Origin of the sequence: Variovorax sp. VRV01 (assembly GCF_014852545.1) — a bacterium.
GTDB lineage: Bacteria > Pseudomonadota > Gammaproteobacteria > Burkholderiales > Burkholderiaceae_C > Variovorax > Variovorax beijingensis_A.
In genome coordinates this window covers 114,203-127,738 of record NZ_JACVBS010000005.1, presented here as the reverse complement: position 1 = coordinate 127,738, position 13,536 = coordinate 114,203, and the positions used below count along the sequence as shown (strand labels likewise).

At 67.9% G+C, this 13,536-nt stretch carries 11 protein-coding genes; 6 read left to right on the top strand and 5 right to left on the bottom strand.

Translation table 11 applies throughout. The annotated features are described in order from the left end of the window. Nucleotides 1-9 precede the first annotated feature (9 nt). The 5 genes from IB278_RS10940 (at nucleotide 10) to IB278_RS10920 (ending at nucleotide 6,436) form a co-directional block, all read left to right on the top strand. Complete coding sequence (locus IB278_RS10940; protein ID WP_192323431.1) at nucleotides 10-1,530, top strand: sugar ABC transporter ATP-binding protein; 1,521 nt, start codon at nucleotides 10-12, stop codon at nucleotides 1,528-1,530. Between the two features lie 348 nt (nucleotides 1,531-1,878). Continuing rightward, nucleotides 1,879-2,859 carry an ABC transporter permease gene (locus tag IB278_RS10935; RefSeq protein ID WP_225612847.1) on the top strand — a complete coding sequence of 327 codons (981 nt, stop codon included), beginning with the start codon at nucleotides 1,879-1,881 and terminating at the stop codon, nucleotides 2,857-2,859. A gap of 70 nt (nucleotides 2,860-2,929) precedes the next feature. Continuing rightward, on the top strand, nucleotides 2,930-4,066 hold the full coding sequence (locus IB278_RS10930) for an alcohol dehydrogenase catalytic domain-containing protein (protein WP_192323429.1): 1,137 nt from the start codon (nucleotides 2,930-2,932) through the stop codon (nucleotides 4,064-4,066). Continuing rightward, the gene (locus tag IB278_RS10925; protein ID WP_192323428.1) at nucleotides 4,063-5,589 is read left to right on the top strand and encodes an FGGY-family carbohydrate kinase; all 1,527 of its coding nucleotides are present in this window, start codon (nucleotides 4,063-4,065) and stop codon (nucleotides 5,587-5,589) included. The genes IB278_RS10930 and IB278_RS10925 overlap by 4 nt, the downstream gene beginning before the upstream one ends. A 109-nt stretch (nucleotides 5,590-5,698) precedes the next feature. Then, nucleotides 5,699-6,436, top strand: a complete 738-nt coding sequence (locus IB278_RS10920) for an SDR family oxidoreductase (protein WP_192323427.1) — start codon at nucleotides 5,699-5,701, stop codon at nucleotides 6,434-6,436. An 11-nt stretch (nucleotides 6,437-6,447) separates the two neighbouring features. On the opposite strand, the gene IB278_RS10915 is transcribed toward IB278_RS10920, so the two are convergent. The 3 genes from IB278_RS10915 to IB278_RS10905 are packed head-to-tail and all read right to left on the bottom strand — an operon-like array spanning nucleotide 6,448 to nucleotide 9,960. After that, nucleotides 6,448-6,759 carry a polyhydroxyalkanoic acid system family protein gene (locus tag IB278_RS10915; RefSeq protein ID WP_145742775.1) on the bottom strand — a complete coding sequence of 104 codons (312 nt, stop codon included), beginning with the start codon at nucleotides 6,757-6,759 and terminating at the stop codon, nucleotides 6,448-6,450. Continuing rightward, the gene (locus IB278_RS10910) at nucleotides 6,752-7,882 is read right to left on the bottom strand and encodes an aminopeptidase (protein ID WP_192323426.1); all 1,131 of its coding nucleotides are present in this window, start codon (nucleotides 7,880-7,882) and stop codon (nucleotides 6,752-6,754) included. The genes IB278_RS10915 and IB278_RS10910 overlap by 8 nt, the downstream gene beginning before the upstream one ends. After that, on the bottom strand, nucleotides 7,879-9,960 hold the full coding sequence (locus IB278_RS10905) for a molybdopterin-dependent oxidoreductase (RefSeq protein ID WP_192323425.1): 2,082 nt from the start codon (nucleotides 9,958-9,960) through the stop codon (nucleotides 7,879-7,881). Before IB278_RS10905 ends, IB278_RS10910 begins: the two co-directional genes overlap by 4 nt. Nucleotides 9,961-10,016: 56 nt before the next feature. Here IB278_RS10905 and IB278_RS10900 point away from each other — a divergent pair, with 56 nt between their 5' ends. Next, complete coding sequence (locus tag IB278_RS10900; RefSeq protein WP_192323424.1) at nucleotides 10,017-11,141, top strand: ABC transporter substrate-binding protein; 1,125 nt, start codon at nucleotides 10,017-10,019, stop codon at nucleotides 11,139-11,141. Here the strand turns inward: IB278_RS10900 and IB278_RS10895 are convergent. Together IB278_RS10895 and IB278_RS10890 are read right to left on the bottom strand one after the other, a co-directional pair. Then, a complete protein-coding gene (locus IB278_RS10895) occupies nucleotides 11,138-12,232 on the bottom strand; it encodes a M14 family metallopeptidase (protein WP_145742782.1) in 1,095 nt (364 codons plus the stop codon). The two genes, IB278_RS10900 and IB278_RS10895, sit on opposite strands and share 4 nt — an antisense overlap. Then, complete coding sequence (locus IB278_RS10890) at nucleotides 12,229-13,431, bottom strand: M20 aminoacylase family protein (RefSeq protein ID WP_192323423.1); 1,203 nt, start codon at nucleotides 13,429-13,431, stop codon at nucleotides 12,229-12,231. Before IB278_RS10890 ends, IB278_RS10895 begins: the two co-directional genes overlap by 4 nt. Between the last annotated feature and the right edge of the window lie 105 nt (nucleotides 13,432-13,536).

Sequence of the window (13,536 nt, the reverse complement as noted above, 5' to 3'; positions counted from 1 at the left end):
GCGCGGGCCATGACCTCCTCCTCCGCACCAGAAGAGATGCTCCGGCTGGAAGGCGTGTCCAAGCGCTTTCCGGGTGTGAAGGCGCTCTCGGGCATCGACCTCTCGATCCGCAAGGGCGAGGTGCATGCGCTGCTCGGCGAGAACGGCGCGGGCAAGTCGACGCTGATGAAGATCCTCGGCGGCATCCACCAAGCCGACGAGGGGCGCATCTTCATCGAGGGCAGGGAGCGCAATTTCGCGGGCTACAACGATGCGATCGCGGCGGGCATCGGCATCATCTTCCAGGAGTTCAGCCTGGTGCCGTACCTGAACGCGGTGGAGAACATCTTTCTTGGCCGCTACCTGACAAACCGCTTCGGACTGATGGACAAGGCCGCGATGAAGCGTTCGGCGCGGCAGCTCTTCGACGAGCTGGGCGTGCAGATCGACCTTGGCGTGCCGATCTGCCGGCTCTCGGTGGCGCAGCAGCAGTTCGTGGAGATCGGCAAGGCGCTGTCGCTCGACGCCAAGCTGCTGGTGCTCGACGAGCCCACCGCCACGCTCACGCCGAACGAGGCCGGGCATCTCTTCAAGATCATGCGCGAGCTGCGTGCCAGGGGCGTGGCGATGATCTTCATCTCGCACCACCTGGAGGAGATCTTCGAGGTGTGCGACCGCATCAGCGTGCTGCGCGACGGCGCCAATGCAGGGCATGCGGAGGTGGGCGCGACGAATGTGGATGCGCTGGTCGAGATGATGGTCGGCCGCCGCATCGAGCACAGCTTTCCGCCCAAGCCGCAGCCCGCGCCGCGCGGACGCAAGGTGCTCGAAGTGCCCGAGATCCAGCTCGCCAGGGGCGGGCCGGTCAACAGCTTCGACCTGCACGAAGGCGAGATCCTCGGCTTCGCGGGGCTGGTCGGTTCGGGCCGCACCGAGCTCGCGCTGGGCATGATGGGCGCCGACCGCGTGCACCGCAAGACGGTGCTGCGCAACGGACGGCCCGTGCGGCTGAGCGACCCGACAGAGGCCCTGGAGAACGGCATCGGCCTGCTGCCCGAGAGCCGCAAGGTCGAGGGGCTGATCACCGACTTCACGATCCGCTTCAACATCTCGATGAACAACCTCGGCCGCCACAGGCGCGGCGGGCTCGTGAGCCAGAGGTCGGAAAAACAGTCGGCCACCGAACTCTCGAAGCGCGTGGGCGTGAAGGCGCCCGGCATCGAGACGCGCGTGGCCACGCTGTCGGGCGGCAACCAGCAGAAGGTGGTGATCGCGCGCTGGCTCGGCCACGCGAGCGAAGTGCTGATCTTCGACGAGCCCACGCGCGGCATCGACGTGGGCGCCAAGGCCGAGATCTACGGCCTGATGCGCGAACTCACGCGCCAGGGCAAGTCCATCCTCATGATCTCGAGCGAGCTGCCCGAGATCGTGGGCATGTGCGACCGCGTGGCGGTGTTCTCGGGCGGCGCCATCGTGGCCACGCTCGAGGGCGACGCCATCAATTCGGGGGACATCATGCGGCACGCTACTTCGTCGGGGAGCTTGCAATGACTGGGCGGCTTTGCTTTGCTTTGTGTCGCGTTGTGTTTGACGTGCGCTGTTCAGGGCGCGCTCCCGCCGACGGGGTACCTTGCTCCGCGAATGTCCTCCGGCCTTCGGCCTCCTCCTTGATTTCGCTGCGCAAGGCACCCCATCGACGTGCTCGTTGTTCAGAGCACCGGTTGATCGGCCAGCACAACGGCCGCGCCCATCGTGCGCAGGGCATCGGGTGCTCCCCGCAGCGAAATAAAGGAGGAGCCGAAGGCGGGGGACATTCGCGGAGGGGAGTACCCGGTGGCCTGTGCACACACCCTGAACAACAGCGCCCATCTTCAAGCAATGCGCCATGGAGCACCTGAAATGAATGCAACCGCAACCCACCCGACACCACCGGCGCTTGATGGAGGACTCTTCACCCAGCTGCGCCGCTCCACAGCCTTTCTTCCATTGGTAGGACTGGTAGCGATCTCGGTCTTCATGATCGTCGCAACCGACAACTTTCTCTCCTGGGGCAACCTGCAGAACATCGCACTGCAGTCCTCGATCAACGCGATCATCGCGGTCGGCATGACCGCCACCATCCTCACCGGCGGCATCGATCTCTCGGTCGGCGCGGTGGTGGCGCTCTCCGGCACGCTGGCCTCGGGGATGATGGTTCAGTTCGGACTGCCGCCCATGCTCGCCGTGCCGCTGGGGCTGGCCGTCGGCGTCGTGATCGGCCTCTTCAACGGCTACTGCGTGGCCTACCTGCGCATGCCGCCGATCATCGTGACGCTGGCCACCATGGGCATCGCGCGCGGCATTGCGCTGATCTATACCGGCGGCTATCCGATCGATGGATTGCCCGACTCGTTCGCCTTCCTCGGCGGCGGCGTGCTCGCGGGCATCAAGGTGCCGATCCTGATCATGCTGGCCACCTACCTCGTGGCGTACGTGCTGCTCAACATGGCACCCTTCGGCCGCTACGTGTATGCCATCGGCGGCAACGAGGAAGCGACGCGGCTCTCGGGCGTGCGCGTGTCGCGCTACAAGCTGCTGGTGTATGCGCTGAGCGGCTTCACCGCCGCCGTCGCCGGCATCGTGCAGGCAGCGCGCGTGACCAGCGGCCAGCCCGGCGTGGGCGTGGGCTTCGAACTCGACGCAATCGCGGCGGTGGTGATGGGCGGTACGTCGATTGCCGGCGGGCGCGGCGCGATCGTGGGCACGCTGGTCGGTGCGCTGCTGCTGGGTGTACTGAACAACGGGCTCAACATGATCGGCGTGTCGCCGTATCTGCAACTGATCATCAAGGGCGGGATCGTGCTGCTCGCGATCTTCATCAGCCGGGAAGCCAAACGCTGACCCCTTGTCTTGCTCCTTCCCCTCCCAGGGGAAGGAGAAATCTCCAACGCCCTCTGACCACAAGGAACCCATGTCTTATCAAAAGCTCCAGCCCGGCGCATCGGGCGCCATCGGCCAACTCGCCGCCATGCAGGCCGTCGTCTGCCACGGCCCCAAGGACTACCGCCTCGAAACCGTCGCGATGCCGGCCATCGGCCCGAACGAGCTGCTGATCTCCATCGCGGCCTGCGGCATCTGCGCCTCCGACTGCAAGTGCCACTCGGGCGCGAAGATGTTCTGGGGCGGCGACGGCCAGCCTTCGTGGGTCAAGGCGCCGGTCATCCCCGGCCATGAATTCTTCGGCTATGTCGAGGCGCTCGGCGAAGGCGCGGCCGGGCACTTCGGCGTGGAGAAAGGCGACCGCGTGATCGCCGAACAGATCGTGCCCTGCGGCAAGTGTCGCTTCTGCACCTCGGGCAAATACTGGATGTGCGAGGTGCACAACATCTTCGGCTTCCAGCGCATCGTGGCCGACGGCGGCATGGCCGACTACATGCGGCTGCCGCCGACCTCGCGCGTGCACAAGATCCCCGACGGCATCTCGCTGGAAGACGCGGCCATCATCGAGCCGCTCTCCTGCGCGATCCACACGGTGAACCGCGGCGACATCCAGCTGGACGACGTGGTGGTGATTGCCGGCGCCGGCCCGCTGGGCTTGATGATGGTGCAGGTGGCCGCGCTGAAGACGCCGAAGAAGCTGATCGTGATCGACCTCGTGCCCGAGCGCCTCGCACTGGCCAAGCAGTTCGGCGCCGACGTGACGATCAACCCCAAGACCGAGAATGCCGACGCCATCGTCAAGGGCCTGACCGAAGGCTACGGCTGCGACGTCTACATCGAGACCACCGGCGCGCCCATCGGCGTGACGCAGGGGCTGGAGATGATCCGCAAGCTCGGCCGCTTCGTCGAGTTCAGCGTATTCGGCTCGGAAACCAGCGCCGACTGGTCGATCATCGGCGACCGCAAGGAGCTCGACGTGCGCGGCGCGCACCTGGGGCCCTACTGCTATCCGATTGCCATCGACCTGCTGGCGCGCGGGCTCGTCACCTCGAAGGGCATCGTGACGCACGACTTTCCGTTGACCGAGTGGGAGCGCGCCTTCACACTGGCCAACTCGCTCGATTCCATCAAGGTGCTGCTCAAGCCGCAGCCCCGCACGGCAACATGAAATACGTGATCGGCGTCGACATCGGCACGCAGAGCACCAAGTGCCTGCTGGCCTCCACCAACGGCAAGGTGCATGCGCAGGCGAGCGTGGCCTACCAGCCCGACACGCCGAAGCCGCTGTGGGCGCAGCAGGACTGCGATGTGTGGTTCAGCGCGGTCTGCGAGAGCGTGCGCGCCTGCGTCGCGAAGAGCGGCGTCGCTGCAGCGGACATTGCGGCGATGTGCGTGAGCAGCCTCTATGGCGGCGCGGGCATTCCGGTCGACGAGGCGATGCAGCCGCTGCACCCCTGCCTGATCTGGATGGACCGGCGGGCCACCGCCGAGGTCGATGCGGTGAATGCGAACATCGATGCCGCGCGCCTGCAGGCCATCACCGGCAATGGCGTCGACAGCTACTACGGCTTCACCAAGATGCTGTGGATCCGCGAGCACCTGCCCGAGGTGTGGGCGAAGACGCGCTACTTCCTGCCGCCCAACAGCTACGTCAACTGGCGCCTGAGCGGCGAACTCGCGGTGGACCACAGCTCGGCCGGCAACATCGGCGGCGTGTACGACGCAGCGCAGCGCAGCTGGTCCCACGAGGCGCTCGGCATGCTGGGCATTCCGGCGCGCATGATGCCACCGCGCCTGGTCGAGTCGAGCGACGTGGTGGGCGGCCTGAACGCCGAATGGGCCGCGAAGCTCGGCCTCGCCGAGGGCATGCCGCTGATGGCCGGCGGCGTCGATGCGGCGGTCGCCACCTTCTGTGCGGGCGTCACCGGCAGCGGCGACCACGTCGCGATGATCGGCACCAGCATGTGCTGGGGCTTCGTGAGCCCGACGGTGGATGCGCGCCACCGGCTCATCACGATGCCGCATGTCTACCGCGGCGCGGACCGCAGCTATGTGTTCGGCGGCGCGATCACGGCCGGTGCGGCCGTCACCTGGTTTCGCGAGGCCTTCTGCCAGGCCGAGATGGCCGAGGCCGCGCGCACCGGCGAGGACGCGCATGCGCTGATCGAACGCCAGGCCATCGAGGTGCCGCCCGGCGCCGAGGGCCTGGTCTTCCTGCCCTACCTGATGGGCGAGCGCAGCCCGATCTGGGATGCGCAGGCCAAGGGCGCCTTCATCGGCCTTTCGCTCGCGCACAGCCGCGCTCATCTGTACCGCGCGGTGCTCGAGGGCGTGAGCTTTGCGCTGCAGCACAACATCGAGGCCGGGCGGCAAAGCGGCCAGCCGCTGGACGATCGGCTGATCGTGGTCGGCGGTGCGGCGCACTCGGACCTGTGGATGCAGATCGTGGCGGACGTTACGGGCTACCGGGTGTTCACCATCGAGGAAGAGGTCGAGGCGGCATTGGGTGCGGCAATGCTCGCGGCGCTCGGTGCCGGGCTGGTCGATGCGGCGACCGCCGAGCGCGGCTGGGTCACGCTGGTGGAACGCGCGCGGCCCGAGCCTGCGGCGCGGGCTGTTTATCGCGAGCGCTTCGATATCTACAAATTGCTTTACCCGGCATTGCGCGATGCGATGCATCGGCTGAGATGAACACATTCATTCAGCGCGCTCCCGCCGTCCGGGGACATTCGCGGAGGGGAGTACCCGGTGGCCTGGGCACGCGCCCCGAACACAAGCCGCAATCCATGACAGCAGCACCATGACGACAACTTTCGATTTTTCCGGACGACGCGCACTGGTCACCGGTGCAAGCAGCGGTATCGGCCGCGCAGTCGCCGTGCGGCTCGCGCAATCGGGCTCAGCCGTGACGGCCGTGGGCCGCAATGCCGCCGCGCTCGACGCACTGCAAGCAGAAGCCGGCTGCGCACCACTGATGGTCGACGTGGGCAACGCAGTTGAACTGGAACGCACGTTCGCAACGCTGCCAGCCTTCGACCTGGTAGTGAACTGCGCCGGCATCGCGCTGCTCGAATCGGCACTCGACCTGCAAGCCGAGAGCTTCGACGCCGTGATGGCCGTCAACGCGCGCGCCGCGGCCTTGGTCGCCACGCGCTGCGGCAGGGCGATGATCGCCGCCGGCGTGCGCGGCAGCATCGTCAACGTGTCGAGCCAGGCCTCGCTGGTCGCGCTCGACGCGCACCTCTGCTATTGCGCATCGAAGGCCGCGATGGATGCGGTCACACGCTCGCTGTGCCTCGAATTCGGGCCGCATGGCATTCGCGTGAACAGCGTGAACCCGACCGTCACGCTCACGCCGATGGCCGAGCGGGCCTGGGCCGATCCGGCCAAAAGCGCGGCGGCGCTCGGGAACATTCCGCTCGGAAGGTTCGCGCAGGTCGAAGAGGTGGTGGCGCCGATCCTGTTCCTGCTCTCCGATGGCGCATCGATGGTCAGCGGCGTGGCGCTGCCGGTCGACGGCGGCTACACCATCGCCTGATCGCCGGCCGCTCAGGCGAAGCGGGCACCGCCGGGCGATTCCAGCAAGGCATCGAGCTTGCGCGCGATCTTCTGCTCGATCTGCTCGCTGAAGCTGCTGAACAGGAAGCCCAGCGTCGCCTCCAGCGTCAGCGTGTCGGCCGTGACCTCCACCGTGCCGTCGATGCCCGCGCGGCTGAACTGCGCGACGTCGCAGGCCTCGCCTTCGGTGTAGGTGCATTCCAGGCCGTAGTCCTGCCCCACCTGCTCGATCCACTGGCGTGCGACTTCGCGGGCGCCGGCAATGCCGAGTGCGTGGTTTCTTTCGATATGGATGTCAGGCACCGTGCCCTCCGTTGTTGTTGTCGTCGTGGCTGGAATTGGTCTGCAGCAATCCCGTGGCCGTCTGCAATGCGTTGCGCCGCTCTTCCATGGTCGGCAGCGCGGCGATGCGGCGGACTTCCTTGTAGAAGCGCGGCCAGTTGCGGTTCTCGCGCGCGAACAGGGCCTCGAAGCCCGGCACCAGGTCGTCGTAGGCGCCCTGGGCCCCGAAAGTCGCATTGTTGGCGCGCGCCACCCACAGGTCGTAGGCGCCCTGGCGCGGGCCCTGCCATTGCGCACGCAGGCTCGCGTAGCGCTCGCGAAAGGTGTCCATCGCGGCCTTCTTCATGGCATCGACCGCGCTCCAGTCGCCGGCCTTGGCCTGGGCGGATTCGTACACCTGGTTGAGCGCGCGGCGGGTCTCGAGGGCCAGCGCGCGGAACTGCTGGCGCTGCCCGTCGAAGCGCGCGTACTCGCTGCGCGCCGCCTCGCTGGCCTCGCGCTGCAGCCACATCGCGCCGCCGATGCGTTCCACCGCGGTGGCATACGACTCGTTGAAGACGATGTCGCCGGGTACGTAGAGCACCTGGTGCGCAAGCTCGTGGAACACGATGCGCGCCAGTTCGCCTTCGGGGTAGCCGATGAAGGTGGAAAGCAGCGGATCGCCGCCAGCCCAGTTCATCCAGCCCAGCGTGGAATACGCCGGCACGGGGTACACGGCCGTTTCCAGGCCCTTGGCGCGCTGCGCCTCGGCCTCGGCCTTGGCGGCGGCCTCGTCGTAGTAGCCGCGGTAGCCCACGCAGCCGGCCACCGGAAAGCACCAGCTCTTGAGCGTGAGCGAATACGGCGGCGCAGCCACCACGTTCCACACCGCCGCGGGGCGGTGCAGATCGGCATACGCGGTGTAGCTGGCGTTGTCGGGCAGCGCCAGTTCGGCCACGGCGAAGCGGCGGATGCGCTGCGCGAGTTCGAGCTTGGCCTTCAGCGGCGCGGAAACGGCGGGGTCCGCGAGCCATGTGGGCACCGGCTTGGCCACCCGCAGGATGCTCAGGTGCCCGCTGGCCGACTGCCAGTAGTAGCCGAGGTCGGCGCAGCCACCGAGCAGCAGCAGTGCGGCGGCCAGGGCGGATGCGGGGACAGCCCTCACCCCAACCCTCTCCCAGAGGGAGCAAGGCGCTCGACCTCGACCAGGCAGTCGTAGAAGGTCGGCCCGCGGCCGATGTCGGTCAGGCGCTGGCTGGTGAGCTGGTTGACGTTGGTGCCGTCCAGGCCGAGCTTGCGCCACCAGATGCCCATGCCGTGCACCACGCCCGGCCGCGCGCGGCGCGACACCTCGGCGCGGCAGCGGTGCTCGCCGCGCTTGTTGAAGACGCGGACGATGGCGCCGTCCTCGATGCCGCGGGCGGCCGCATCGGCCTCGTGGATCTCGAGCAGCGGCTCGCCCTCGATGGCGCGCAGGCTGGTCACGTTGACGAAGGTCGAATTGAGGAAATTGCGCGCCGGCGGCGAGATCATGGCCAGCGGAAACTCGGTCGAGCTGCCGGCGGCTTCATAGTTGGGCACGTGGTCGGGCAGGCCGTCCATGCCTTGCGCCTGCAGTCGCGCGCTGAAGAATTCGCAGCGGCCCGAAGGCGTCGGGAAGCGGCCTTCGGCAAAGGGCGCTTCGGGCAGCTTGAGGCTGGTGAAGCCTTGTTCCAGCAGCTGCGCGTAGTCGATGGCACCTGGCGCAAAGGCGCTGCGGCACAGTGCCTCGTCGTCGTCCGAGAAGCAGGGCTCGTCAAAGCCCATGCGGCGCGCGAGCTCGCGGAACACCCAGGCATTGCTGCGCGCCTCGCCGCGCGGCGTCACCGCGGGCCGGTTCAGCAGCACGTCGGTGTGGCCGTAGCTGGTGTGGATGTCCCAGTGCTCGAGCTGGGTGGTGGCGGGCAACAGGTAGTCGGCGTAGTCGGCGGTGTCGGTGCGGAACTGCTCGAGCACCACGGTGAAGAGGTCTTCGCGCGCGAAGCCCGCCACCACCTTGCCCGACTCCGGCGCCACCGCGACCGGGTTGCTGTTGTAGACCACGATGGCCTTCACCGGCCTGGCCTGGTCGAGCAGCGCGTCGCCGATGGTGCTCATGTTGATGGTGCGCGGCTGGCGGCCCGCGAGCAGGTCGGGGCGCTGCAGCGCGGCGCGGTCGACCGGAAAGTGGCCCGAGCTGCTCAACAGAAGCCCGCCCGCGCGGTCGCGCCAGGCCCCCACCAGCGCGGGCAGGCAGGCGATGGCGCGCGCCGCGTTGCCGCCGCCGCGCACACGCTGCATGCCGTAGTTCAGGCGGATCGCGGCCGGCCGGGTGGTGCCGTAGGCCTGCGCCAGCGCCACGATCTGCGCCTCGGGCACGCCGCACACGGCGGCCGCGCGCGAAGGCGGCCATTGCAGTGCGCGCTCTTTCAGCTGCTCCCAGCCGAGCGTGTGGTTGGCGATGAAATCGTGGTCGAGCCAGCCGTGGACGATGAGTTCGTGCATCAGCGCCAGGGCGAGCGCGGCATCGGTGCCGGGCAGCAGGGCGATGTGCTCGTCGCACTTGTCGGCGGTTTCGGTCTTGCGCGGGTCGATGCACACCAGCCGCGCCCCAGCGCGCCGGGCGGCCTGGGCGTTGCGCCAGAAGTGCAGGTTGCTGGCAATGGAGTTGCTGCCCCAGATCAGGATCAGCTTCGCCTCGGCGAAGAATTCGATCCGCATGCCGGCCTTGGCACCCAGGGTATGGACCATGGCCTCGCCGCCGGCCATGGAGCAGATCGTGCGGTCCAGCAGCGTGGCGCCCATTTTGTGGAAAAAACGTCGATCCATCGACTCGCCCTGCACCAGGCCCATCGTGCCTGCGTAACTATAAGGCACAATTGTTTCCGGATCCGTCTGCAATGCACGGAGATGCGTGGCGATGTCGTCAAGAGCGGCCTCCCAGCTCACGGGTTCGAACTGGCCGCTGCCCTTGGGCCCGGTCCGCTTCAGGGGCTGGACGAGCCTTTCGGCGTGGTCGTTGCGTTCGATGTAGCGCGAAACCTTGGTGCAGAGAACGCCAGCGGTGTGCGAATGGGCCGGATTGCCCTGCAGCTTCACGGCCACGCCGTCCCTGACGGTGGTGACCAGGGCGCAGGTGTCCGGACAGTCGTGCGGACAGACGCCCAGGACCGTGGAAGTGTTGGTGGGGGGGACAACAGTTGCAGAGACCGGGGTATCGACCATCCGGCAAGTCTAAAGTTTTCCAGGCAGTGGCGCGGCAGGCGCAAAGGAGGTTTCACATGATCAATCGCAGACATTTTTCGCTGGCGACCGGCGCGGCGGCGCTCGGCGGCTTCCAGCTGGCCCGGGCGCAGGGCGATGTGCCGCTGGTGCTGGGCCAGTCGGCGCCTTTCACCGGCCCGGCCGCGCAGCTGGGCATCCAGTTCCACCAGGGCGCCAAGCTGTTCCTGGACCAGTACAACGCCCAGGCCGGCCGGCGCAACGTGGTCATCAAGAACCTGGACGACGGCTACGAGCCCGACCGCTGCGCCGCCAACACGCAAAAGCTGATCGAAGAAGACGTGTTCGCGCTCTTCGGCTACATCGGCACGCCCACCAGCATGGCGGCGCTGCCGCTCGCGGTGAAGGAGAAGGTGCCTTTCGTCGCGCCCTTCACCGGTGCGATGTCGCTGCGCGACCCCTTCCATAGGAACGTGTTCCACCTGCGCGCCTCGTACAACGACGAGACCGCGCTGATCGTGAAGCAGCTCACGCACCTGGGCCTGAAGAAGATCGCGGTCTTCTACCAGAACGACGCCTACGGCAAGGCCGGGCTCGACGGTGTGACCCTGGCGCTCTCGCAGCAGGAGCTCAAGCCGGTGGCGCTGGCCACGGTGGAGCGCAATTCGGTCGACGTGGCCGCGGCGGTGAAAAGCATCACGGCGGCGCGGCCCGACGCGGTGGTCCAGGTGGGCGCCTACAAGGCCTGCGCGGCCTTCATCCGCCAGGCGCGCAAGGCGGGTTACGGCGGCACCTTCTTCAACGTGTCCTTCGTGGGCACGCAGGCGCTGGCCGACGAGCTCGGCAAGGAGGGCGCGGGCGTGATGGTGACCCAGGTGGTGCCCTCGCCGTACAACCCGGCCAATGCGATCACGCGCGAATTCAGCGAGGCGGTGAAGAAGGCCGGGGCCGGCACGAGCGCCAACTTCTCGAGCATGGAGGGCTACATCGCCGCCAAGGTGTTGACCGAGGGCCTGCGCCGCGCGCCGGGCAAGGCCTCGCGCGACGGCCTCATCGCGGGGCTCGAAAGCATCGACCGCCAGCAGTTCGGCGGCTTCGAGGTGTCTTTCTCGGCCAAGAACCACGTGGGCTCGAAGTTCGTCGAGCTGTCGATGCTGACGGGCGACGGGCGCGTCCGGACCTAGCTGCAGAGGCCGTCCACGGCCTGGAACATCGCCTGCCGCGCCTGGCTGACGATCTGGCCGCGCCAGGCGTCGGTGTCGGTATAGAAGGCTTCGAGCATGCGCGCGCGGATGCCGGCGGCCAGGTCGGCCGGCGCCTCGGGGTGCTTGTGCAGCCAGTGGTCGGCGCGCAGCGCGGCCAGCACGTCGAGCATGGGCAGCGTGCCGTATTCGAGCGCGATGCCGGTGTATTCGGCCTGCGGGCACTCCTCGTAGGCGGCCTCCCCCATCAGGCCGCGCAGCAGCGCCGAACTCGAGGAACCGTCGTAGATCGAGGTGACGGGTGCCGCGGGCGTGCCCCACCAGGCGCTGGCGCGCGCGTAGGCGGCCTTGTCGTCGCGGCAGGCAAAGATGCGCTCGCCGAGGCCGTTCGGACCGAGCCCCGTGTGCAGGTCGATCCAGGCCAGCCGGCGCGCGCCGGCGGCATGCCGGCGCAACACGCCGCGCAAGGTCTTGTTGCTCCAGGTCGGCGCCTTGCCGCCGAAGAACAGGCCGTCCTCGAACTGGTACTGGCCGCCGGTGACGGCCGCCTGGTAGGCCTCGGCGCCATGCTTGCCGATCCACTTCTCGATGGCGGCCTCGGTCTCGGGCGGGGGCGGCCAGGTGTCGGGCACCAGCAGCGGATGCAGCTTGGCATAGGCATCGTTGGCCGGCATCGGCTTCGAGAAATCGACGAAGTTGCGGTTCAGGTCGACGCCCTCCTGCGTGACGCGCCGGCCGTACGAAAAGCCGTGCGGATTGAGCGCATGCACATAGAGCACCGCGACACCCTGCGCCCTGGCCTTCTCGCGCCATTCGGCGTCGTGCAGGGCGAACACCTGCACGCCGCTGCCGCAGTGGCCCTCCACGCCGTGGCAGCCGCTGGAGACGATCAGCAGGCGCTCGGCGTCCGCGGCGCCGTCGAGCGCCACGTCCATCGAAAGCTCCTCGCCATCCCGCCCCTTGCCCGGATGCGCATGCGGCAGGGCCGCGAGGCCCGCGCTCACGCAGGCCTGCAGGAACTTCTGGCGTGCCTGGGCGTAGCGCGGCGAAAACGCCTCGCCGACGCCGATCAAGGCGCGGCTCCCCCGGGCTTCAGGAACTGCTCGGCCAGTTGCACCCAGCAGGTGGCGCCCAGGGGAATGAGCTCGTCGTTGAAGTCGTAGCTCGCGTTGTGCAGCGTGCAGGGCCCTTCGCCGTGGTGCACGTCGCGGTGCGCGCCGTCGCCGTTGCCGATGAAGGCATAGGCGCCGGGCTTGGCCTGCAGCATGAAGGCGAAGTCTTCCGAGGTCATCGCGGCTTCCTGCTTCAGCACGTTCTCGGGGCCGACGATCTCGCCCATCACGCGGCGCGCGAAGTTGGCCTCGGCCTCGGTGTTGATGGTGGGCGGGTAGTAGCGCTCGAAGCGGAAGTCGCAGGTGGCATCGTGCGCCGCGCAGATGTGCTCGGCGATCTTGCGCATGCGCGATTCGATCATGTCGAGCACTTCGATCGAGAAGGTGCGCACCGTGCCCGTCAGCTCGCAGTTGTCGGGGATCACGTTGTTGGTCTCGCCCGCATGGATGGTGGTGACCGAGATCACGGCCGAGTCGGTCGGCTTCATCTTGCGCGTGAGGATGGTCTGGAACGCCTGCACGATCTCGCAGGCGATCGGCACCGGGTCGATGCCGGTCTGCGGCAGCGCGGCATGGCCGCCCTTGCCGATCACGTTGACGTAGAACTTGTTGCCCGATGCCATCACCGGCCCCGGGCTCACCGCGAACTGGCCGGCCTTCATGCCGGGCCAGTTGTGCATGCCGAACACGGCGTCCATCGGGAACTGCTCGAACAGCCCTTCCTTGATCATCTCGCGCGCGCCGCCGCCGCCCTCTTCGGCCGGCTGGAAGATCAGGTAGACGGTGCCGTCGAAATTGCGGTTCTTCGCGAGATGCTGCGCCGCGGCCAGCAGCATGGCGGTGTGGCCGTCGTGCCCGCAGGCGTGCATCTTGCCGTGGTGCTGGCTGGCGTGCGCGAAGGTGTTGAGCTCGGTGACGGGCAGCGCGTCCATGTCGGCGCGCAGGCCGACGGCGCGGTTGCTGGTGCCGTTCTTGACGATGCCCACCACGCCGGTGGTGCCCAGGCCCCGGTGGATGGGAATGCCCCATTCGGTGAGCTTGCCTGCCACCACGTCGGCGGTGCGGACTTCTTCGAAGCAGAGTTCGGGATGGGCGTGGAGGTCACGCCGCACGGCGGCGATGCCGGCCGCCTGCGTGACGAGCGAATCGATGAGTTTCATGGGGCACAGTCTATGCAATAAGCACGCCCCCGAGGCTACGCCTTCCCCCTACCGGGGGCAACACCAGCGGCCCGGCAAAGCCGGTTCCGCGGTGTTTCACGAACA

Coding starts and splice junctions, on each gene's coding strand:
- IB278_RS10930 (WP_192323429.1), top strand. CDS start 2,930: ATGTCTTATCAAAAGCTCCAGCCCGGCGCATCGGGCGCCATCGGCCAA.
- IB278_RS10940 (WP_192323431.1), top strand. CDS start 10: ATGACCTCCTCCTCCGCACCAGAAGAGATGCTCCGGCTGGAAGGCGTG.
- IB278_RS10920 (WP_192323427.1), top strand. CDS start 5,699: ATGACGACAACTTTCGATTTTTCCGGACGACGCGCACTGGTCACCGGT.
- IB278_RS10890 (WP_192323423.1), bottom strand. CDS start 13,431: ATGAAACTCATCGATTCGCTCGTCACGCAGGCGGCCGGCATCGCCGCC.
- IB278_RS10925 (WP_192323428.1), top strand. CDS start 4,063: ATGAAATACGTGATCGGCGTCGACATCGGCACGCAGAGCACCAAGTGC.
- IB278_RS10935 (WP_225612847.1), top strand. CDS start 1,879: ATGAATGCAACCGCAACCCACCCGACACCACCGGCGCTTGATGGAGGA.
- IB278_RS10905 (WP_192323425.1), bottom strand. CDS start 9,960: ATGGTCGATACCCCGGTCTCTGCAACTGTTGTCCCCCCCACCAACACT.
- IB278_RS10900 (WP_192323424.1), top strand. CDS start 10,017: ATGATCAATCGCAGACATTTTTCGCTGGCGACCGGCGCGGCGGCGCTC.